This is a genomic window from Kordiimonas lipolytica (genome assembly GCF_001550065.1).
In genome coordinates, this window is the sequence record NZ_LRUB01000035.1 from 404,989 (window position 1) to 427,082 (window position 22,094).

Sequence of the window (22,094 nt, forward strand, 5' to 3'; positions counted from 1 at the left end):
TATGACACTGAATATTTTGAAGAAACTATCGACCCTTGCCGCAGCTGCACTGATGCTGGCTGCGTGTGGCCAACCCTCCACCGATCAGGGTCAGGAAACTGGCGGGCACGGTGAAGTCGCCGAAGCCCAAGCGCCCAAGGGCCCAAATGGCGGTCGCTTGCTCACAGATGGCGATTTTGGCATTGAAGTAACCATATATGAACGGGGCACGCCGCCGCAGTTCCGGCTGTTCGCCTATGAGGGCGGCAAGCCGGTTTCACCACAGAATGTTGAAGCAAGCATCACGTTGGGGCGTCTGGACGGTGAAGAAAACTTCTTCCCCTTTGAGGCTGAGGGCGATTATCTCACCAGCGATGGTGTGGTAACGGAGCCCCATTCCTTCGATGTGTCCGTTGAGGCCAAATATAAGGGCAGGACGCACCGCTGGACATATGACAATTACGAAGGCCGCACCACCATCAGTGCATCGATGGCGAACCAGATGGGGATCACGGTGGACTCCGCGGGTCCGCAAATCATTGAAAGCACACTTGATCTTCTGGGTCGTGTGGAGTTTGCGCCGGACGCCCAGACCACCCTGCGGGCTCGCTTCCCCGGTGAGATTCTGGAGGTTCGGAAAACCGAAGGCCAGTTGGTTAAGGCGGGTGAAGTGCTCGCCCGCGTTGAGAGCAACGAAAGCCTGCAGCCCTATGATATTACGGCACCGATGGACGGTGTGATCGTAAGCCGCACGGCACAGAAAGGCGATGTTGTTTATGACCGTCCGCTCTTTGTGATCGGCGACCTTACGCGACTGCGTATCGATTTCCACGTCTATCCGGGTGATGTTGCCACGGTGAAACCTGGCCAGAAGGTGATGATTTCTTCCGTGGACGGAAAGCGCCGCGGGGAGACAGAGCTGGAGTTCTATCTGCCGACAGCGGAAAGCGCCACCCAGACGCTGATCATGCATGCGCATCTTCCAAACCCGAATAAGATCTGGATGCCGGGCATGACAGTGAAAGGTAAGGCTATTGTTGAGCGCCGCGAGGTGCCGCTTGCCGTAAAGCCAGAGGCGCTTCAGCGTTTTCGCGATTTCACGGTGGTGTTTGCCAAGGTAGGCGAGGCCTATGAAGTGCGCATGCTTGAGCTTGGCGAACGGACACCTGAGTGGGTTGAAGTGCTTGGCGGTATCAAGCCTGGCCAGGACTATGTCACCGGCAACAGCTTCCTGATCAAGGCAGACGTCGAAAAAGACGGCGCTGCCCACGACCACTAGGCGTCCAGAGGATATATCATGTTAGACAGAATAATATCTTTTGCGATCGCCAAGCGATGGACGGTCCTCGTTCTCGTGCTCGCGGTCGCGGCGCTCGGCGCCTTCAACTTCCAGCGGCTCCTGATTGATGCCGTGCCTGACATCACCAATGTGCAGGTGCAGATCAATACAGAAGCGCCCGGCTATTCGCCGATTGAAGCCGAACAGCGCATCACCTTCCCGATTGAGCAGGCATTTGCCGGCTTGCCGAAGCTTGACTATACCCGCTCGATTTCCCGCTATGGCCTGTCGCAGGTCACTGTAGTGTTCGAAGACGGCACCGATGTCTATCTCGCCCGCCAGTTGGTCAGCGAAAAATTACAAATCGTGAAGGGCGAGTTGCCGCCGGGGGTCGAACCCGAGCCGGGGCCGATCGCCACGGGCCTGGGTGAGATTTACATGTATACAGTCGATGCCTTACCGGGTGCAGTGAACGCGGATGGTGAAGCCTATACACCCACGGATCTGAGAACCATTCATGATTGGGTCGTGCGGCCACAATTGGTGACAGTGAAGGGGGTGACCGAGGTTAACACCATCGGCGGCTTCCAGAAGCAGTTTCACGTTACGCCGTGGCCTGACAAATTGTCAGCATACGGGTTGGGGCTGAGCGATATCATCGATGCACTTGAGCGCAATAACGCCAACGTAGGCGCGGGATATGTCGAACGTGCGGGCGAGCAGTATCTGGTGCGCGTGCCAGGGCAGGCTGACGGGGTTGATGACCTGAAAAAGATCATCATTACCCAGCGGCATGGTGTCTCCATCCGGCTGACGGATGTGGCCAACGTGGCCCTGGGAGAGGAGCTCCGGACCGGCGCCGCCACACAAAGCGGGCATGAAGTGGTGCTGGGCACTGTTTTCATGCTGATCGGCGAGAACAGCCGCATTGTCTCCAAAGCCGTTGATGAAAAGGTGGCGGAAATCAATGAAACGCTGCCCGAAGGTGTCGTGATCAAACCAGCTTATAACCGCACGGTGCTGGTGGACAAAACCATCAATACAGTGGCCAAGAACCTTATCGAAGGGGCGCTTTTGGTCATTGTGATCCTGCTCTTCATGCTTGGTAACGTGCGTGCTGCGCTGATTACCGCACTGGTGATTCCGCTTTCCATGCTTATGACAATCACGGGCATGGTGGAAAACAAGGTGTCCGGAAACCTGATGAGCCTGGGGGCGCTTGATTTCGGCCTGATTGTCGATGGGGCTGTGATTATCGTTGAAAACTGTCTCAGGCGGTTTGCAGAGGAACAGCACAAGCTCGGGCGGTTGCTTTCAAGTGATGAGCGACACGCTTTGGCGGCGGATGCAACGCGTGAAGTGATCAAACCCAGCATCTTCGGCGTGGTCATCATTGCGGTGGTTTACATCCCGATCTTTGCGCTTACCGGCGTGGAAGGAAAGATGTTCCATCCGATGGCCTTCACCGTGGTGATGGCGATCCTGAGCGCGCTTGTGCTTTCCATCACTTTTGTTCCAGCGGCGGTGGCGACCTTCGTGACCGGCAAGGTGCAGGAAAAGGAAAGCGCGGTTGTGCGGGCGTCCAAATCGCTTTATGGGCCGCTTCTGGACTTCGTGCTGAAGGCGCGCCTTCTCGTGGTTGTGGCGGCTGTAGCCCTGTTGGGCGCAACAGGTTATGTGGCCTCCAAAATGGGCTCGGAGTTTATTCCAAGCCTTGATGAGGGTGACATTGCCATGCATGCGCTCCGCATTCCGGGAACCAGCCTCAGCCAGGCTATCGATATGCAGCTAGCGCTTGAAGAGCGGTTGCGCGACTTCCCGGAGGTGGACAAGGTTGTTTCCAAAATCGGCACCGCCGATGTAGCGACAGACCCGATGCCGCCAAACGTGGCTGACACTTTCATCCTGATCAAGGACAGGAAGGAGTGGCCAAACCAGAAGAAGCCGAAGGCCCAATTGATTGAAGAGATCAAGGCCGTGATGGTCACTTTCCCTGGCAACAAGTATGAGTTTACCCAGCCGATCGAGATGCGCTTCAATGAGTTGATTTCTGGTGTTCGGGCGGACCTGGCCGTCAAGGTTTTCGGCGATGATCTGGACACGCTGCTATCGACCGCTAAGGAGATCGAAAGCGTGATGGGCACCATTTCCGGTGCGGCAGACATTCAGGTGGAGCAGGCAACCGGTCTGCCGATCCTGTCCGTTATCCCGAACCGCGAGGCGCTGGCACGCTACGGCCTTTCGGTTGCTGACGTGCAGGATGTGATCTCCACGTCTGTGGGCGGCAGGGTATCAGGCCAGATATTCGAAGGCGATCGCCGTTTCGATATCGTGGTACGCCTGCCTGAAGGTCTGCGCGACAATGTGGCCGCAATCGGTCGCCTGCCTGTGCCATTGCCAGATCATCTGCGGCAAGGGGATGAGGGTGACCTCTCTTTCGTCCCGCTTTCAGAGCTTGCCGTGATCGAAGTGGCGATCGGGCCAAACCAGATCAGCCGCGAAAACGGTAAGCGCCGTGTGGTGGTGACCGCCAACGTGCGGGGCCGTGATCTGGGCAGCTTTGTGGAAGCAGTGCGGGCAACAATCGCTCGTGACGTTGATGTGCCAGCTGGCTATTGGGTCACATACGGCGGCACGTTTGAGCAGCTGATTTCAGCGGCTGAGCGGCTTCGTATCGTCGTCCCGGCGGCGCTTCTCCTGATCCTGGGGCTTCTCTATACGCTCTTTGGCCGTTGGCGGGATGTGTTTATCGTCTCAAGCGGTATCCCGCTCGCACTTACGGGTGGGGTGGCGGCCCTGTTCCTCAGGGACATGCCCTTTTCCATTTCTGCGGCCGTTGGTTTCATCGCGCTTTCGGGGGTGGCGGTTCTAAACGGCGTGGTGATGGTGTCTTTCATCCGTAGCCTGTTGGATGAGGGCAAGGCATTTGCCGAGGCCATCAGGGAAGGGGCGCTTGCGCGCCTTCGACCGGTGATGATGACAGCCCTTGTTGCCAGCCTTGGTTTCGTGCCAATGGCGCTCAATGTCGGGATTGGCAGCGAGGTTCAGCGTCCGCTTGCCACAGTGGTGATCGGCGGTATCATCTCCTCGACGCTGCTGACGCTTGTGGTATTGCCAGTGCTCTACAGTCTGTTCGGCAGCGTCAGGCGAAAGCACGGCGACGCTGAAGCATTGAGTAACAAGGCTTAAGGAAAGTGAGGGGCGGCTGTGTTTCAGTCGCCTCTTTCATTTAGGCCGCAGCAGTGAACCAAATGCTCGCTTTAGCCCAACAGGGGATTTTTATTGAATATTCGTTCAATTTAAAAAAAAGATACACATTCATGGCCTAGAGGCTCCATGAGGTTGGCGGTTCCCAAGTCAATCCAATCAGCATAGGAACCAGGGCGCTTGTCGATGAGCAGAATTTCCCGAGAGCAAGACAATGTCAATTCGCGGGGCAAGGCGTCAATCCGAAACATGAAACATGTCTTCTCTGCCGTTCTTGTGTTCGTGGCGGTGGCGAGCCTTCAAGGCACAGTGGTGGCTTACCGCGCAGGGCTTAGTGAGGCAGCAGCTACGCACGCGGCATATCTTGTAGCTGCTTATTTTGCGGGGCTTTTGGGCGGCGCGGTTTTGGCTCCCAGGCTGATCAGATATTCGGGCCATGTGACACTTTTTGTGCGGGCGGCGCTGGTTGCCTCCGTCGCACTTTGTGGGTACGCCTATTTCCATACGTTCTGGGCCTGGTGTTTACTGCAGTTGGTCACGGGTGCAGCTGTTGCCTGCCACTATGTGGTTGTCGAAAGCTGGTTCAATCTGGAATCCAGCCCGCAAAGCAGGGCCCGGGTTTTCAGCCTTTATATGGTGTGTTGGTTTATAGGCGCTGGCCTGGCGCCGCTCCTGATGAGCATAAGCTGGCTGCATGGGGATACGATCTTCTTCTTGATGGCAGCGGCAGTGGTGGGCGCCGGCAGCATGCTTCACTTTGGTAAACAGGCGCCAACCGAACTTGACCATAGCCAGCGAATGCCCTTGGGCGCGGTGCTTGCGGCGAGCCGGGTCGGCTTTATGGGAACCTTAGTTGTTGGCGTAAGCTTCGGTGCCGTGTTTGGGCTGACAGCCGCATTCGCGCAATCCCTTGGTTGGAGCGAGTGGCACGTCAGCCTTTTTGTCGCGGCTTTCATTGTTGGTGGCGGCGCCTTCCAATATCCCCTGGGGCATCTTTCTGACGTGATCGGAAGAGAGCGGGTCTTTATGGCCTGCGCCTTGTCGGCAGGTGTCAGTGCATTTTGCCTGCTGCTGCCACTTTCATTCCCCGTCATGCTGGCTTTTGCTACCCTGTTTGGTGGATGCTCATTGCCACTTTACGCGTTGTCTGTGTCGCTTGTGCATGACCGGCTTGAAGACAAGGACCGCCTGGCCGCAAGTGGCGGACTGTTGCTTCTTAACGGCAAAGGGTCGTTTCTGGGGCCGCTTCTTATCGGGGTATTGGCGGGACTGTGGGGGCAGTATGCCGTCTTCATCATGCTGGGCGCAGGGCACCTGCTTTTGTTCCTGACATGCCTGACACACAGGTTTGCAGGCGAGCGATTACCTTCAGCGCAGTAATGATTTGACCCAGCCATAGGCGCTGTGGCAGCAAGACACTTCATGATAATGCAAAGGGACAAACGTGCCTAAGGTTGGAATGCAGCCCATTCGGCGTCAGCAACTGATTGACGCGACCATTCGTACTATTGCCAGTGTTGGCTATGCGGATACCACCGTGGGACGGATTGCAAAGGAAGCGGGTCTGTCCGTGGGCATCATCTCGCACTATTTCGGTGGCAAGCAGGCTCTTCTTGAAGCTACGATGGCTCGGGTGCTGTTTGAACTGCATGACGCATTCCTCAATCGTCTTCAGAATGCTGTAACGCCGCGTGAACGGTTGTCCGCCATCGTCGCAACCAATTTCGATGACGAACAATATGAACCTCAGATTGTTCGGGCTTGGCTGGCCTTTTGGGCGCAGGTTCCTTTTTCACCGGAATTGAAGCGGCTTCAGCGCATCTATAACAGGCGTCTTCTTTCAAATCTTCGGTGTGAATTGAAGGCGCTTGTCATGCCCGAGGCCGTCGCCCCAGGAGCCGAGATTTTTGCCTCCCTGATCGATGGGTTTTGGCTCCGGTCTGCGACCAGCAGCAAGGCGCCACTTCTGGATGAGATTCGCCTACAAGTCGAATCAAGTTTTGATCGATATATCCACGCGTGGTCTTAACCGGTCACCTGCCTAAAATCTTACCTCTAATACGCATTGATCCGAGTGTAGATGCCGCCTTCAACAAGCCATTTCAAGGGTTTGATGGGGCTTTCCAAGTTTTTCTGAACTCTCATGAAAGTGTCACTAAAGCGTAATTCTTTCAGCGCATTAACACGCCTGCGACATTTTTATTGAACATCCATTCAATAAAAATAGAGAACAATTTTAAACACTCAAAGGCTCAGGAATATGACACTCAAATTAAATAAATTCGCACTGCTCGGCGCATGCAGCATCCTTGCTGTATCCGCGGCAGCTACTGCGGAAGAAGCAGCAACCGAAGCTGCTTATGACGCATCATCGGATTTCGAGGAAATCATCGTCTCAGCCCGCAAAACCACTTTTGCGAACAACGCGACAGACCCGGTTATGCTTGATCAGGAACCAGACGCCGCCAGCGTTCTGTCCGTGATCGACAACCTGCCAGGTATTTTCGTTTCTGAAGGCGGCACCTTCGGGTCTGATGATTGGTCCACAAGCCTTTCTGTTCGTGGCTTTACCGTGAGTCTCTCAGAGCAGCAGATCGGCATGACCATTGACGGCCTGCCGAACGGCAATTCCAACTATGGCGGCGGTGCGAAAGCCAACCGTTATATCGACAGCGAAAACCTGGCGCGTGCCATCGTTTCCCAGGGTACGGCTGATATCGCCTCGCCGTCCCACGAAGCCCTTGGCGGCACCATCGATTTCCAGACCAGCAACCCGCTTGAAGAGCGCCGTTTCTGGGCGGGTCTGAGCTTCGGCGAAAACAATGCCGAGCGTTATTTCTTCCGCTATGACACTGGCGAGTTCGCTGAGGGTACCAGCGCCTACTTCAGCTATTCGACCCAGTCGAACGACGCATGGATCGGTAACGCAGGCGGCACCGAGCGCGATCATTTCGCAGCCAAGATCGTGTCCGAGCAGGACGAATGGACCTTCACGGGCCGTCTTTCCTGGGATGATACCTGGGAAAACAACTATCAGCGTATTTCCATCGCACAGTTCGAAGAAGACCCAGATTGGGACCGCCTGACCGATACAGTCACAGGTGTTCCGTATGTTGACCAGGTTTACCGTCCGGGCTGGGGCACGCTGCGGGAAAACTGGTTCGCTTATGTCAAAGCTGAATACAAGGGCGAAAATCTGGACTTCACCGTAGCACCATATTTCCACGACAATTGGGGCCGTGGTGACTGGACGCCTCCTTACCTGGTGGCCGTATCCGGCGGCGACGTGCAGTCCAATGGCGCCATCTATGGCGGCAGCATCGCAGGTGCCTATACCTTCACCGACAATGGCGGCAACCCGCTCGCGCCAAATGCTGACTGTACAGCCACGCTGACCTTCCCATATGGCGGCGGCTCGCCAGCCAACAACCCGGCTTGTTATGATGCGACAGCGATCCCTGTTGGGTCCTACCGCCACACTAACTATGGCAAGCAACGCTTTGGCGTAACGGCTGACATGGCTTACCGCATGGGCGAAAACAACACGCTGCGCGCTGGTCTGTGGTGGGAAGATAACACCCGCGACGAATACCGCACCTGGCACGAACGCACCAATATTCTGGCTGGTGTCGAGTTTGATGAAACTGAATACTGGCGCCAGTATGACCGTACATTCCAGACCGACACGATCATGCTTTATGCTGAAGACACGTTCGAGATCGGCGACCTGACACTGCGCGGTGGCATCAAGAAATTCTTTGTGGACCTCTCCCGCGAGGATAATTTCGGCAACGAAGCCCAGCAGGAACTGGATAGCGATTCTGACATCCTGATCACCGCCGGTGTGGTTTATAACGCCACAGACAACCTGGAAGTCTTCGGTGGCTTCAGCCAGAACTTCGCCGCCATCAAGGACAATGTGATTGAAGGTCGTGCCAGCGCCTCCAACCCGAATATTCCGGACCTTCAAGGCGAAACAGCCGACAACTTCGATATCGGTATCCGTTATTCCAACGAGTGGCTGCGGGCAACGCTGACCGGTTACTATATCAAGTTCAACAACCGCATCACTTTCGTATCTGCGGGCGACGGCACCAGCGGTATCGATTATCTGGAAGAAGGCGAAGGTACTTACCTCAACGTAGGCGGCATCAAGTCCAAGGGTATTGAAGCCAGCATCTCCGCTGATTTCGCTGACTATTGGAACTTCTACAGCTCACTGACCCTCAACAACAGTGAGTATAGCGACACGACCGCCGATGTTGTCGAAGGCAACAAGGTTGCGCTGGCACCTGAGTTCCAGCTGGTTGGCACGCTTTCTTACGCAAACGAAGGCCTGCGCGCAGGTATCTCTGCCAAACATGTGGGCAGCCGCTTCGGCGATTTCGCCAACACGCAAGAGCTGGATAGCTTCACGCTGGTTGACGCATGGGTCGGCTATTCGCTGGACGAGGGTGTGATCCCAGGCGTTCAGGCGGTGGATGTGAGCCTGAATGTGACCAACCTTCTGGATAAGAACTATCTGGGCGGCGGTACGCCGGGTTCTTACTTCATCGGTGCTGACCGTCAGGTTACTGCAAACCTGACCTTGAAGTTCTAGCATTCCCAACGGCGCACTACGGTGAACCAACTGGCAGGTGGCTCCGGCCGCCTGCCGCTTTTTCTGAGAATATGACGACGGAGCAGTGAATTGACCACTAGACGCGATACACTGAAGCTGATGGGGGCCGCGGGCGCGGCGCTGATGGTTGGCCTGCCGGACGCTGGCGCTTTCGCCAAAACGGGGGCAGCAGGCAAGCGCCTGTCCCGCATTCTTTTTGGCTCATGCGCCCATCAGGACAAGGCCCAACCGATCTGGGAGCCAATCCAGGACCTGGACCCTGATCTGTTCGTGATGCTGGGCGATAATATTTACGGCGATACACGCGATATGGCGCTGCTAGCGGATAAATACCGACGTCTGGCGGCCAAAGAGGGCTTCGCGAAGCTGCGCCGGAAGACGCCGGTGATTGCCACATGGGACGACCATGATTATGGCGAAAACGACGCGGGCCGCGAATACCCCATGAAAGAGCAGTCGAAAGACCTGTTCCTGAAATTCTGGGGGGATGAAGGCGGCGCCCGTCGCCGGGATGACGATGGCATCTACCATTCCTATGAATATGGTCCCGCGCATGAGCGTGTGCAGGTGATCCTGTTGGACCTCCGCTGGAACCGTACGCCGATCAGGCACGTCAGTGAGGCTGAAGCCAAACGGCGCGACCAGATGGCGCTCGGGCCCTATGTGCCGGTGACGGATGCGGGGGCGACCATGCTTGGGGAAAAGCAGTGGTCTTGGCTTGAGGGCGAGCTCAGGAAACCCGCGAAGCTGCGTATCATTGGCTCAAGCCTGCAGTTCATCTCCACTTTCCCGGGGTGGGAGGCCTGGAGCCTGTTCCCGAATGAGCGCCAGCGCATGATTGACCTGATTGGCAAAACGCGGGCGAACGGCGTGCTGTTCATCAGCGGTGATACTCACTGGGCTGAAATTTCGCGCCAGGACGATCACGCGCCTTACCCCCTATATGATTTCACCTCCTCAGGCCTCACACAGACCTGGCATAACATGAGCCCAAATGCCTACCGGCTGCCGGGCTGCATGTACACGAAAGTGAATTTCGGCGTGATCGAGATTGACTGGAATGTGCCTGATCCGCTGATTGTCCTGCAGGCGCGGGACGCGGATGGCAAACCTGTATTTGAAAAATCTCTGCTGCTCAGTCACCTTTCCCCGTCCTGACGGCTCCGGGGCTCTAGAGCCTTTGAGCCATCCCTCCCTCAGGTAGCGTGGCTGAACCTTCCAAGTGGCAGGCTTGGCGGGGCAATTGCCCCGCCATTTTTTCGTCCTGCAGCTTATCTCGCGGCCTCAAGGGGCGTGTCCATCATGCTGGTGATCGGCGCACCGGCTTTCACGGAAGGGTGGTCGCTCTCGAAGGTGTATCCCAGGAAACGGGCGGCAGTAGCGGCAATCTGGTTGGTTGTTACCTCATGTCGGCCTTCAACTTCGCCCAGTGCGGGTGTGTCGGGCCCGATAGCGGCCATCCAGATGGCGTCGTCGCCCTTGAAATCGCTGATGGCTTCTGCGCCATCTTCTTTGGTGTAGGGGAAGCGACCGTGATGGCGCCATGCGTCGAGGCTGTCGCTGCCGCGGCCATGGTCTGTGGTGATCAGCAGTGTGGTTTTGCCGCGGTATCGGTCATCCGATTGCAGCCAGGTCCACAGCTCTGCGATTGCGGTGTCCGTGCGGTGGGCGGCCATCGCATATTGATCATAGTGGCCGTCGTGGGCGAAGTCGTCCGTTTCCCCCAGCGCGATATAGACGAAGCGCATCTTTTCGCGCTTCAGCGCCGCGCGGGCATAGCCCATGGTGAAGGCGTCCAGACGCACGGTATCCCAGGGACTAGGAACCTCGCCCTGCAGTTTGTTGAGGAACGCAACCTTTTCGTCACCGCTAGCGGGATAATCCTCAAAGCCGGCGTTTACGGGAATGCCTGCGCGTTCCTCATTCAGGATGTAGGGGAATACGTCCCATGAACCGAACGCTTCTACCTTGCCGTCGTTCTCCGGCTTGGCGGCCAGCCATTCCGGCAGCGTGCGGTTCGGGTTCAGGATTTTATCGTTACTGGTGATACGCGCGTCATCCGCAATGCCCGTCAGGATTTCCGAATAGCCGGGGTAGGAGAAATGGAAACGGTTGGTCAACCGCCCCACGCTGCCCTTGTTGCGGTTGCCATAAAGCTGGCCTTCACGCACAAGTGTCGACCAAAAGAAAGGCATCAGGGCCTGCCGCCGGGCCTCAGGTGTTTCCGCGCCGAATTGTGCCTTGAATGCCTCATGGTGCTTCTTGTGGGCAATATAGGCTTCCTGGTCGAAGAAGGCTTCATCCACGCCGGTGAAAACCTCCTGCCAGCGAAGGCCGTCGATGGTGATCAGGATTACGGTTTCTGTTTTCGTTTCAGCACTGGCGGGAAGCCAGCCTAAAAGCAGGATTGTGACAATGGTAAGTAGATTTTTCATGGAACTGCCTCGTTACTGGTCGGGCCGGATGTGGCCTAGAATACAGGGCAATCTTCCACATCCACATGACAGGAGTTTTGCAGTGCCGTTTATTTTTGAACGAGTGCTCAATAAAAAATGACCGGGATAAAAGGTGTGTTGGCAGGTGTTTATACAGTGCCAGAATCAGGGGTTTTTTACGGGAAGTATAACAGCTGTAACACACGCCTCATACACCTCAAGTGCACCTCTGACTAAATTCTACTGAAAATTAAACCCAATAAAATCAATAGGTTGTTTGTTTTGTGGCAAGAAAAGTGATCTCGCCTCTTGCCAAGTCTGACATGGTGTTATACATAACTAATACACCGGCACGATAAAACGCCCAAACAGACACTCAAGCCACTCCAAGCACGGCACAAGAGGCAAGGGCAAAAAACAAGAGCCAAAAGGCTCAGCGAGGAACGCCGGTACGGGACAAGAGGTGAAAACACCCGGCCCGAGTGACGACAGCAAAGAACAGAAGCGAGAGATAATCTCGACAGCGAGGAAAACGAGCAGGGGGCCGGACAAAAATATAAAGACCCGGCCCCCGCCCCACCAAGAGCCGAAAAGGCCAAGGGGTAAATGCTCAAAACTGACGACAGCATAACGATAACAAGACGATAACAACAAACTCCGGGAAAACCGGATATGCGAGGAGAAACAAAAATGTCGATGAGATCCCAACATCACCTGAAACGCGAACATCGCCGCAGCCGCCGACTGGCGCGCGAGGCGAGTGTTCTCAAGCGCACCGCACAATCCGTGCACATCCAGCTCTTTGCAGCTGCAGCGTAAGAAAGGGGAGCACGTATGACGCCGGATTGGACGGACGATCAGCCGATCTACCGGCAGCTGAAGGACAAAGTGGTCACGGCCATCATGGAGGGCTCCCTCGTTGAGGGCGAAGCCCTTCCTTCCGTAAGGAATGTAGCCGTGGAAATGCAAATTAATCCTATCACTGCCTCAAAAGCCTATCAGGAGCTTGTCATGGACGGACTGGTTGAGAAAAAGCGCGGACTGGGAATGTTCGTGGTTGAAGGTGCACGCGACAAGCTGATGGAAGCCGAGCGCGAGCGCTTCATTAATGAAGAATGGCCCCGCGTGATGGACACCATCCGCCGCCTGGGTCTTGATACAGAAGAGCTGCTCAAAAGCAGCCGCAGTCACTAGAGGAGGGCCAAATGACAGACTATGTAATTGAAGCAAGAGGCCTTTCCAAAAGCTTTGGCGATTTCCAGGCGCTTCGGAGCGTGGACTTCAAGGTGCCGCTCGGTCGTATTCTGGGTGTTATCGGCGCGAACGGCGCGGGCAAAACTACTATGCTGAATGCTGTACTCGGCCTTTCGTCCTATGATGGTGAGCTGAGCGTGCTCGGCCTCGATCCATCGAAGGACCGCGACGCGCTGATGCAGGATGTCTGCTTCATCGCCGATGTGGCGACTTTGCCGAAATGGATGAAGGTTGTGGAGGTCCTTGACTATGTCGAGGCCGTTCACCCCAAGTTCAACCGGGCCAAAGCCATGGACTTCCTGAGCCGCACGAAAGTGCCGCTTGAGCGCAAGGTGCGGGCCCTGTCAAAAGGCATGACCGTTCAGGTGCATCTGGCGGTGGTGATGAGCATTGACGCCAAGCTGTTGGTTCTGGACGAGCCGACGCTGGGGCTTGATATCATCTTCCGCAAGCAGTTCTATCAAAGCCTGCTCGAAGAATATTTCGATGAGGAGCGGACGGTTATCATCACCACCCACCAGGTGGAAGAGGTGGAGCATATCCTCTCTGATGTGATGTTCATCAAGGACGGCGATATCGTGCTTGAATCCGATATGGACGAGCTGACACAGCAGTTCATCGAGGTGATGGTAAGCCCAGGTAAAGAGGAAGAAGCAATGAAGCTTGGTCCGATTGCAAAGGGCTCAACCTTCGGCAAATCCACGTGCGTATATAAAAATATTGACCGCGAAACGCTGGCCAAACTGGGCGAAACGCGCCGCCTGGGCCTTGCGGATATTTTCGTGGCGACCATGACAGGAGAGGCATAATGAATACGTTCACAGCCCTCATTAAACGCGAACTTCTGGACGGCAAGAACGGCTACATCCGGGTGCCGGCGATCCTTGGGGCCTTGTCGGTCTTCCTGGTGATCGTATCGACCATCGGTTTTGGGGCCACCATCGAATTCGACGGTGTGTTCGACAGTCATCCTGAAATCAGGAACTTCGGCGAAGCCATCGATATGGCAGCCAACAGTGACAAGGGCGAGCATGAACTGCCAGCTGCTATTACCCTGAGCTACTGGGTGATGGGTGGCATCAGTTGGGTGGCTCTGCCGTTCGTGGTGTTCTTCTCGCTTCTGTCTGCGCTTTATGAAGAGCGCCGGGACCGGTCGATCCTGTTCTGGAAATCCATGCCTGTGGCCGATTGGCAGGAAGTGTTGGCAAAGCTGATAACGCCCGTTGTGGTTGCGCCGCTGGTGTTCCTGGGTGTTGCGGTGGCCGCGCAGATAGTGATTGCCTTGTTCCTCAGCCTTGTTGTGCTGTTTCAGGGCGGACCGGTGCTGGAAATGTGGCCGCTGGGCCTGATGTTTGGCACATGGTCGCTGTTTATTGTGCACTATATCATGTCAACGCTTTGGGCGTTGCCGCTGCTGGCCTGGGTGCTGTTTGTGTCCTCCTACGCCTCGCGTCTACCCTTTATGTGGGCGGTGCTGCCACCGGCTGTTGTTGCCGCTGTTGAAGCCATCCTGTTTGAAACCACAAACTTCCTTGAGTGGTTCGGCACCCATATGGGTGGTTGGCAGGTTCGCTATGGCAACCCGCATGTGGATATCGATGGCCCGAGTGACTTTCTGAACCTTGTGTTCGGCGAAACCTGGGAAGCCTTGTCTTACACGCTCGCAAACGGCCAATTCTGGCTGGGCCTGGTGATTGCAGGCGGCTTCGTCTATGGCGCGATCGAGATGCGCAAACGCGCAATCTAAAGAAACCCATCTCAACTCTCCCAAGAACCTGAGATAAGGAAAGGGCCGCTCCCCGGAGCGGCCCTTTTTCTTACTTGCGCTACCGGGTCAGTCCAGAAGCATCGTCATTGAGCCGATGTCCTCAAGCGTCAGGCCGATGAGGAACACACTGTTGCCGTCGCCGGTGTCAATCAAAAGCCCGACCTTGCCGCCAATGGCTGTCTCAGTCGCTGCTGCCGCAACACTTTCGGCATCGGTGAAGTCTGTCACTGTGGCCGTCAGCCTTAGTTCATCCTCAGTCACGCTGAAATCGGTGACCGTATCGTTGCCCGAGGACGCCCCGAAGGCAAATACGTCGGCGCCGCTCCCACCCGTGAACAGGTCGTCACCGCCACCGCCCCAAAGGGTGTCGTTGCCATCGCCGCCATCCACTGTGTCGTTGCCCGTGCCGCTATAGAGATCATCATCGCCGTCGCCGCCCAGAACAAAGTCGTTGCCGTCGGACGCGAAAATCATGTCGTCTCCATCGCCGCCATCGATCACGTCATCGCTGCCGCCCTCGCTGCCACGGCCACCATAGACCTTGTCGTTACCGCCGCCGGCGTTCACCCGGTCGCTGCCGTCGCCGCCGCCCACGGTGTCCGCGCCGTCCGCGCCGATGATCAGGTCGTCACCGTCTCCACCCCAAAGGCTGTTGGCCGCAAGCTCATCGGATGCCTCTTCGCCAAGGCTGAAGGTGCCGTCGCCGGAGCTGTCGTCCCAAGCCCCGCCGATCAGTGTGTCGTCGCCGTCACCGCCATAGAGGATATCACTGCCTTCGTCGTCGCCGTCATCTTCGCCCTTGCGGCGGTTGCCGCCAACGATGAGATCATTACCCTTGCCGCCGCCGATCACATCGTTGCCGCGGCCGCCTGCGAGCCGGTCATTGCCGGTGTCGGTCGCGCCAGCCCAGATGTGGTCGTCGCCGTCGCCTGCTTCGAGGTTATCGTCGCCGTCGCCGCCAGTGATGGTGTCGTCGCCTTCTGATCCCTCAATGGTGTCGTCATCGTCCGAGCCTTTATGGCGGCGATTGGTACCCGAAGAGTTGCCAGGGTTGCTTTCATCCACCCCGTCTTCGTCGTTGCCGTGGCCATTGTCGTCATCGTCATCGTCATCGTCATCGTCATCGTCATGGTCTCTGTCGGCATCGCCATCGCCATCGTCATCGTTATCGTTATCGTTATCGTCATGGTCGGTGTCGTCGCCATTGCTGCCGCCTGAATTGCCCGGATTGTCTTCGTCTAAGCCATCCTCATCATTCCCGTGGCCCTTGTCATGATCGCCATCATCGCCGTCGTCTGCATCATCCTCATTGCCTCCGGGCAGGGTGTCGTCGTCGTTGCCGCCACCCGCGTCAGAGACTTGAAAGGATGCGGCAAATCCCAAAGAAGACAGGCCTTTAGTTGTAAAATTAAATGCATTTCCGGCATTGTCTGCGCCATAGATGCGGATCGTATATTCACCTGAGGCATAATAGTCCGGAATAGTGAAGGTGTGGGTGGCGCTGTTCGTGTCGTTGAAACTCATTGAAACGATCTGTTCCGATGGGGAGATTAGCATCACAGTAAAATATTTGATGCCTGACTTGTCATCTCCCAGTTCCACGCCCAAGGTTACATCTCTGTCCCCGGTTGAGAAATCAATAACAGGATCTTCAATGGCAAGATGGACCAGGTACGGGCTCTCTGTATCAGGGTCAGAGCCGATGATGGTTACGGTTGAATTGAATCCAAGGTTTTCTAGGCTTTCAGCGGAATAGGCTCTTGTGTTTCCTGCCGTGTCTGTAACCGAGAGGGTGACGCGATAGTCACCGTTTTCCACGTTTCCAGGAAGATCGAGTGTTAGGGAGCCCTCACTGGCGTTAGAATTGCGACCGGTAACAATCTGCCCTTCTTCTGTTCGGATGTATATCCAGATCATCTCAATGTCTGATAAAGCGTCTTCGACAGCATAGTTGATGGTAACTTGCGTGTCCCCGGTCGACCAATCGACCAAGGGGTCTTGAATTTCGAAAGCAACTAGGTCTGGAGGGGTACCATCACTTGCGGTGTTGATTACTTCTACAGAGCTTGTAAATCCCAGTGCCTGTAAATCTTCGGAAAAGAGATTCTTCGAATTGCCTGTCTTGTCGAACAAATCCAAGCGAAAATAGTATGTGCCGCTTGGGAAAGTGTCCGGAAAATTCAAAGTTATTGTTCCAGATTCGGTGCGCAAATGGCCCTGAACATTCAATTTTAAGCCATCATCATTGTAAATGTATAGGGTTGCAGCGGATACGCCGGATAAGTCGTCCGACAACGTCAGTCTGACAGTGGCTGACTGGTCACCGTCTGAAATGTTCACGACGGGATCAAGGATCGTCAGGTCTTCGAGTTCAGGCGGGGTTATATCCTCTTCGGCATTCACCACCGTTACGGCCACTTCAAACAGGCTTGATAGGTCAGCGCCATCATAGGTGCGGGCGTTGCCTGCGGTGTCGGTTACCACCACTTCCGTGACCTTATATTCGCCCTCGGGCTTGTCGTCGGCGATCGTAAACGTCAGTTCGCCGGATGCGGCGCCCAGCATTTTTACCATTGTGCCGCCCTCCGGGTCTGTCACCGTCACGCGGATGGACGCCACTTCGCTGTCGGCATCAGAGGCGGCCAGCAACACCGTTACACTGTTGTCGCCTTCGCCCCGGTCAACGATGGGGTCCTTGATGGAAATGCTATCGAGTATAGGAAGGGTTGTGTCCAGAACCGCTTCGTCAGACATAGGTCACCTGTTGTCGCAAAGGTGCGCTGCCAACACACCTGGCTTCAATTCGGCGGTATTGGAAAAGTCTCATCTGCCAATGAGTACATTCCGGTTGGCTCCGCCACCTCATGCGACTCATTGTGTCTTATATACGTTTAAGGGCTTGTTTACGAAAAAAGACCTTTTTACAATAACTTGTGTAAATTTTTAGAGATCACGCAAACAAAAGGCCGCCCAATCTGGACGGCCTTTCAGTCTGCAGCGTCCTTCAACCAATTAGCCCTGATGCAAGTGCTTCATGAAGTCCTGTACGCTGGCGCGCAGGTCGGCACCTTGCTGTTGCAGGCTTGAGACCTTCTCGGTTACCGCACTGGCGGCACCCTGCGTCCGTGATGTGGCGTCCCCCATATGGTCAAAATCGCTAATCACACCGCTTGTTGCCTCAGCGGCCTGCGCGGCGCTGTGGCTGATTTCCTGCGCTGCGGCAGCCTGCTGGCTGACGGTGCCGGAAACTTCGCCCGCGATCTCGTCCACTTCCTTGATGCGGCCGCTGATTTTCTCGAATGCGGAAACGGCATCCGTGGTTGCGCCCTGAAGCTCGTTGATCTGTTGGCTGATCTCATCCGTTGCCCGGGCTGTCTGGGTTGCCAGCGCCTTCACCTCGGACGCCACAACGGCGAAGCCCTTGCCTGCTTCGCCCGCACGCGCGGCCTCAATGGTGGCGTTAAGCGCCAGCAGGTTTGTCTGGCTTGCGATGTCGTTGATCAGTTTGATCACTTCGCTGATCTTCTTGCCGGATTCGTTCAGCGTGGCAATCAGGCGGGAAGCGTCATTGGCCTCCTCAAGCGCCTTTGCTGTCACTTCTGCGGCGCGGCCCATCTGTTCGCTGACATTGCCGACAGAAGCCGAGATTTCTTCGGTCGCACCCGCGACCGCGTTGACACTTGAGCCGGCATGGCGTGCTTTTTGTTCCGCATGCTGCATGCCGTCCACGGTTTCCTGCGTGGCGCCATTCATGGTGGCCGCAGCGCTCTCCAGCTCGTCTGCGGTGCCGCCCAGCCGGTCAATGGCCGCCAGCACCGACGTTTCGAATTGCTGCGACAGGTCGCGGCTGTTTTTCTCTTGTGTTTCTTGGTTCAACATACAACTCCCCTTCAAGCGTCAGGCCCGTAAGGCTCACGTCTGGTTATTCTTATTTTCAGGAAAATCCCCAATCCTGATCGGATCACACCCTAGGCGAAATCGACCCACAGTTAAACCCTGAATAACTGCGACGGTGTTCTTGAATGTGGGGGCTTATTCGGTGGAGCTGATGGTGCCGTCCGGCAGTTCCAGGGTCTCGAACATGAACTCTGGCGCAACGATGCAGCTCACGAGCGACCAGCCGCCATTGCTGCGCGCCCGTTGCCAGTGGTCCGCTGGCACCAGGATTTGCGGCCGTTCGCCAGCCAGTATGTCGGTGCCAAGGGTCTGGGGTTGCGCGGTGTTTTTGTCGCGGCCGATCTCGAGCGTCAAAGGGGCCCCGGCGTGCCAGCACCAAAGTTCATCTGCGTCTATTCGGTGCCAAAGGGCAAAGTCCTGTTGGTCCAGCAGATAATAGATGGCGGAGCAGTGGCCCCGCTTGTCGCCGTTTGCAGCATTCCTGTAGGTGCGGCGGAAATAGCCGCCTTCGGGGTGGGGCTTCAGCCCAAGCTCGTTGATAATGTCCTGTGCGCTTGTCACACTGTTTCCTGTCTTGCGGCTTTACTTGTCTGCCGGGCGGCTTTCGATATGCAGGTCGAGTGTCTCGAAGGTAAACTCGGGGCTGACGACGCTCGAAAACAGCGTCCAGTCGCCGGTGCTGCGAATGCGCTGCCAGGTATTGCCGGGGATAACCAGTTGCGGCTTGTGCCCTGCAACGACGTCCATGCCCATTGTGTGGCTTTCGTCTGCAACCGTATTTGCGCCCATCTCTATAATCGCCGGGGCGCCGCCGTGCCAGAACCATAGCTCGTCTGCGTCCACCCTGTGCCACAAGGCGAAGCTCTTTTGTTCGATCAGATAATAGATGGAAGACGCATAGGCGCGCCCATCCACCCTTCGGTCGTGGCAATAGGTGCGGCGATAGTAACCGCCTTCAGGGTGAGGCGAGAGGTTCAGCTTCTCAATAATTTCTGCGGCAGTGGTCATGCTTTCCCCATTTCATAGAGCGCGATGGCGGCTGCATTGGATACATTCAGGCTTTCCACCTTACCTGTCATAGGGATTTTGGCAATGGCGTCGCAATGTTTGCGTACCAGCGGTCTCAGGCCTTTGCCCTCTGATCCCATGACAATGACGACATTGTCGCCCATGGATATATTGCCGATCTCCGTGTCTGTATGCCCGTCCAGTCCCACATGCCAGTAGCCCATGTCCTTCAGGGCCTCTAGCGCCTGCGCCAGATTGGCGGCGCGGACCCAGGGCAAGGTCTCCAGCCCGCCGGCGGCAGCGCGCGCGAGCACACCGGATTCACCGGGGCTGTTTCGGTCCTGGGTTATCAGGGCACGCGCACCAAGCGCGGCGGCAGAACGCAGGCAGGCCCCCACATTATGCGGGTCAGTGACCTGATCAAGCATCAGGATGATGTTCTTCTCGCCAGCGGTGGGCTCCAGGTCCAGAAGGTCCAGGCCGGGCAGGGGGCGCACTTCCAACAGAATCCCCTGATGCGGGGAATCGGCCGGGACCGCACTCCTGAGCACGCTATCGTCTTCTATTATGTCCACATGCAGGTTCGGACGTATCGCTGCCAAGCCCGATGCCTGAACAGCCTTTGGCGTGCCAACAAGGCGAATACATTCGCGCTTCTGGTTCCTGAGCGCTTCTTCGACCGCATGGCGACCGAAAAGGAAAAAACCGTTCTTGTGTTTTGGTGTCAGCGCGGGGCCTGATTGCCTTGGCCGGCCTTCGCCGTGGGGGCGCGGGCCCTGATGCTCTGTCCGCTGCCCGCTCGTGTGTCGTGTCTTGCCTTTGGGTGTCCGGCGGTCCGGATTCTTTTTAAAGTCTTTCTTGGCCATCGCCTGTGTGCTTCCTGACATGGGCGGCAGGTGAATTACCCGCCGGAAACGTGGAGATTGTTGCGTGTCACTTATGCTAAAGTGAGGGAATTATAAAGACCTAACAAAAAAATACGAATTGTTCCGAAGTTGCTGTTGACATGCGAATTTATATGCGCATATTGCCCCTCACCGCGACGCCAGTTCGGAGTGGGATTTTGTCCCGAGTATCGCTGGCGGACTAGAATATACGTGGAGGGGTTGGGGAGCGGTCAAACCCATCAGACTGTAAATCTGACGCTTCGGCTTCACAGGTTCGAATCCTGTCCCCTCCACCACTTATCCTTCCTTGTACAAAGCGCCTCCGGGTGCTGCGCGCGGGAAGGCTTGTCGTGTTCGAGAGGAGCCGCTGGCTTGTGCGGGTGTAGCTCAATGGTAGAGCAGAAGCCTTCCAAGCTTACGACGAGGGTTCGATTCCCTTCACCCGCTCCAATTAAGTCCCTCTCGGGCGACATCATCATGTGACTTCCCGGGTGGGTGTCACGGGGTTAAATGGAAAGCTCGCCTGAGTGTGAACAAAGGCGTGATTGCTTGCAAAGGTAGACGGGCAATGGCTAAAGAAAAGTTTGAACGTAATAAGCCGCACTGCAACATCGGTACTATTGGTCACGTTGACCATGGTAAGACGACGTTGACAGCTGCGATCACGAAAGTTCTGGCTGAAGCATACGGCGGTGCAGCTGTAGACTTCGCGAACATTGACAAGGCTCCAGAGGAGCGTGAGCGTGGTATCACGATCTCTACTGCACACGTTGAGTATGAGACTGAAGCACGTCACTATGCGCACGTTGACTGCCCAGGTCACGCTGACTATGTGAAGAACATGATCACGGGCGCGGCTCAAATGGACGGCGCTATCCTGGTTGTTAACGCAGCAGATGGTCCAATGCCACAGACACGCGAGCACATCCTGCTTGCTCGTCAGGTTGGTGTACCAGCGCTTGTTGTGTTCATGAACAAAGTTGACCAGGTTGACGACGAAGAGCTCCTCGAGCTTGTTGAGATGGAAATCCGTGAGCTTCTGTCTGAGTATGATTTCCCAGGCGACGATATTCCGATCGTAGCTGGTTCTGCTCTTGCAGCTCTCGAAGGTCGTGACGACAACATCGGTAAAGACAAGATCATCGAGCTGATGAAAGCCGTTGATGATTACATCCCACAGCCAGAGCGTGCTGTTGACGGTGCATTCCTGATGCCTGTTGAGGACGTATTCTCCATCTCCGGTCGCGGTACTGTATGTACTGGTCGTGTTGAGCGCGGCATCGTGAAAGTTGGCGAAGAGATCGAGATCGTTGGTATCCGCGACACTCAGAAGACAACTGTTACTGGCGTTGAAATGTTCCGCAAGCTTCTTGATGAAGGTCGTGCGGGCGACAACATCGGTGCGCTGCTGCGTGGTGTAGCTCGTGATGACGTTGAGCGTGGCCAGGTTCTGGCACACGTTGGCTCGATCACGCCACACACCAAGTTCACTGCCGAGACTTACATCCTCACTAAAGAGGAAGGTGGTCGTCACACGCCGTTCTTCGCGAACTACCGTCCACAGTTCTACTTCCGTACAACTGACGTGACCGGTAATGTTGAACTGCCAGAAGGCACCGAAATGGTAATGCCTGGTGACAACGTGAACCTGACTGTTGAGCTGATCGCTCCGATCGCCATGGATGAAGGCCTCCGCTTCGCAATCCGCGAAGGTGGCCGTACCGTTGGCGCCGGCGTTGTAGCTAAAATCATCGCGTAA

Annotated in this window: 17 protein-coding genes and 2 tRNA genes; 13 read left to right on the forward strand and 6 right to left on the reverse strand. The window is 56.0% G+C overall.

The window, feature by feature from the left end:
• The first annotated feature begins 1 nt into the window (after position 1).
• From KORM41_RS19700 to KORM41_RS19725, 6 genes are all read left to right on the forward strand, one after another.
• Positions 2–1,258, forward strand: a complete 1,257-nt coding sequence (locus KORM41_RS19700; protein ID WP_068152477.1) for an efflux RND transporter periplasmic adaptor subunit — start codon at positions 2–4, stop codon at positions 1,256–1,258.
• Positions 1,259–1,276: 18 nt separating this feature from the next.
• On the forward strand, positions 1,277–4,447 hold the full coding sequence (locus KORM41_RS19705; RefSeq protein ID WP_068152480.1) for an efflux RND transporter permease subunit: 3,171 nt from the start codon (positions 1,277–1,279) through the stop codon (positions 4,445–4,447).
• Positions 4,448–4,651: 204 nt separating this feature from the next.
• Complete coding sequence (locus tag KORM41_RS19710; RefSeq protein ID WP_068152483.1) at positions 4,652–5,845, forward strand: MFS transporter; 1,194 nt, start codon at positions 4,652–4,654, stop codon at positions 5,843–5,845.
• 79 nt (positions 5,846–5,924) lie between these two features.
• A complete protein-coding gene (gene betI, locus KORM41_RS19715; protein ID WP_231727349.1) occupies positions 5,925–6,494 on the forward strand; it encodes a choline-binding transcriptional repressor BetI in 570 nt (189 codons plus the stop codon).
• Positions 6,495–6,725: 231 nt separating this feature from the next.
• Entirely contained in the window at positions 6,726–9,065 is a 2,340-nt protein-coding gene (locus KORM41_RS19720; RefSeq protein ID WP_068152488.1) for a TonB-dependent receptor domain-containing protein, read from the forward strand.
• Positions 9,066–9,155: 90 nt separating this feature from the next.
• Positions 9,156–10,244, forward strand: a complete 1,089-nt coding sequence (locus tag KORM41_RS19725; RefSeq protein ID WP_197421305.1) for an alkaline phosphatase D family protein — start codon at positions 9,156–9,158, stop codon at positions 10,242–10,244.
• A gap of 113 nt (positions 10,245–10,357) precedes the next feature.
• On the opposite strand, the gene KORM41_RS19730 is transcribed toward KORM41_RS19725, so the two are convergent.
• Positions 10,358–11,521, reverse strand: coding sequence for an alkaline phosphatase family protein (locus tag KORM41_RS19730; RefSeq protein WP_082720078.1), 1,164 nt, complete (start codon positions 11,519–11,521; stop codon positions 10,358–10,360).
• Positions 11,522–12,211: 690 nt separating this feature from the next.
• On the opposite strand from KORM41_RS19730, the gene KORM41_RS22410 reads away from it, so the two are divergent.
• From KORM41_RS22410 to KORM41_RS19745, 4 genes are read left to right on the forward strand one after another with little or no spacing between them, the layout of a single operon-like run.
• The gene (locus tag KORM41_RS22410; RefSeq protein WP_269448992.1) at positions 12,212–12,340 is read left to right on the forward strand and encodes a hypothetical protein; all 129 of its coding nucleotides are present in this window, start codon (positions 12,212–12,214) and stop codon (positions 12,338–12,340) included.
• Positions 12,341–12,355: 15 nt separating this feature from the next.
• Positions 12,356–12,715 carry a GntR family transcriptional regulator gene (locus KORM41_RS19735; RefSeq protein WP_068152497.1) on the forward strand — a complete coding sequence of 120 codons (360 nt, stop codon included), beginning with the start codon at positions 12,356–12,358 and terminating at the stop codon, positions 12,713–12,715.
• An 11-nt stretch (positions 12,716–12,726) separates the two neighbouring features.
• Positions 12,727–13,584 carry an ABC transporter ATP-binding protein gene (locus KORM41_RS19740; RefSeq protein ID WP_068152499.1) on the forward strand — a complete coding sequence of 286 codons (858 nt, stop codon included), beginning with the start codon at positions 12,727–12,729 and terminating at the stop codon, positions 13,582–13,584.
• A complete protein-coding gene (locus KORM41_RS19745; protein ID WP_068152503.1) occupies positions 13,584–14,522 on the forward strand; it encodes a hypothetical protein in 939 nt (312 codons plus the stop codon). The genes KORM41_RS19740 and KORM41_RS19745 overlap by 1 nt, the downstream gene beginning before the upstream one ends.
• An 87-nt stretch (positions 14,523–14,609) precedes the next feature.
• On the opposite strand, the gene KORM41_RS19750 is transcribed toward KORM41_RS19745, so the two are convergent.
• The 5 genes from KORM41_RS19750 to rlmB form a co-directional block, all read right to left on the reverse strand.
• The gene (locus KORM41_RS19750; protein WP_068152506.1) at positions 14,610–17,297 is read right to left on the reverse strand and encodes a calcium-binding protein; all 2,688 of its coding nucleotides are present in this window, start codon (positions 17,295–17,297) and stop codon (positions 14,610–14,612) included.
• Between the two features lie 258 nt (positions 17,298–17,555).
• The gene (locus KORM41_RS19755; protein WP_068152509.1) at positions 17,556–18,422 is read right to left on the reverse strand and encodes a methyl-accepting chemotaxis protein; all 867 of its coding nucleotides are present in this window, start codon (positions 18,420–18,422) and stop codon (positions 17,556–17,558) included.
• A gap of 153 nt (positions 18,423–18,575) precedes the next feature.
• A complete protein-coding gene (locus KORM41_RS19760) occupies positions 18,576–19,001 on the reverse strand; it encodes a cupin domain-containing protein (RefSeq protein ID WP_068152513.1) in 426 nt (141 codons plus the stop codon).
• 21 nt (positions 19,002–19,022) lie between these two features.
• Positions 19,023–19,448: a cupin domain-containing protein gene (locus KORM41_RS19765; RefSeq protein ID WP_068152517.1), complete on the reverse strand. Its 426-nt coding sequence runs from the start codon at positions 19,446–19,448 to the stop codon at positions 19,023–19,025.
• On the reverse strand, positions 19,445–20,335 hold the full coding sequence (rlmB, locus tag KORM41_RS19770) for a 23S rRNA (guanosine(2251)-2'-O)-methyltransferase RlmB (protein WP_231727350.1): 891 nt from the start codon (positions 20,333–20,335) through the stop codon (positions 19,445–19,447). The genes KORM41_RS19765 and rlmB overlap by 4 nt, the downstream gene beginning before the upstream one ends.
• Positions 20,336–20,547: 212 nt before the next feature.
• On the opposite strand from rlmB, the gene KORM41_RS19775 reads away from it, so the two are divergent.
• The 3 genes from KORM41_RS19775 (at position 20,548) to tuf (ending at position 22,094) form a co-directional block, all read left to right on the forward strand.
• A tRNA-Tyr gene (locus KORM41_RS19775) sits at positions 20,548–20,631 on the forward strand.
• Positions 20,632–20,711: 80 nt separating this feature from the next.
• Positions 20,712–20,785 (forward strand) — tRNA-Gly (locus tag KORM41_RS19780).
• 118 nt (positions 20,786–20,903) lie between these two features.
• On the forward strand, positions 20,904–22,094 hold the full coding sequence (gene tuf, locus KORM41_RS19785; RefSeq protein WP_068144728.1) for an elongation factor Tu: 1,191 nt from the start codon (positions 20,904–20,906) through the stop codon (positions 22,092–22,094).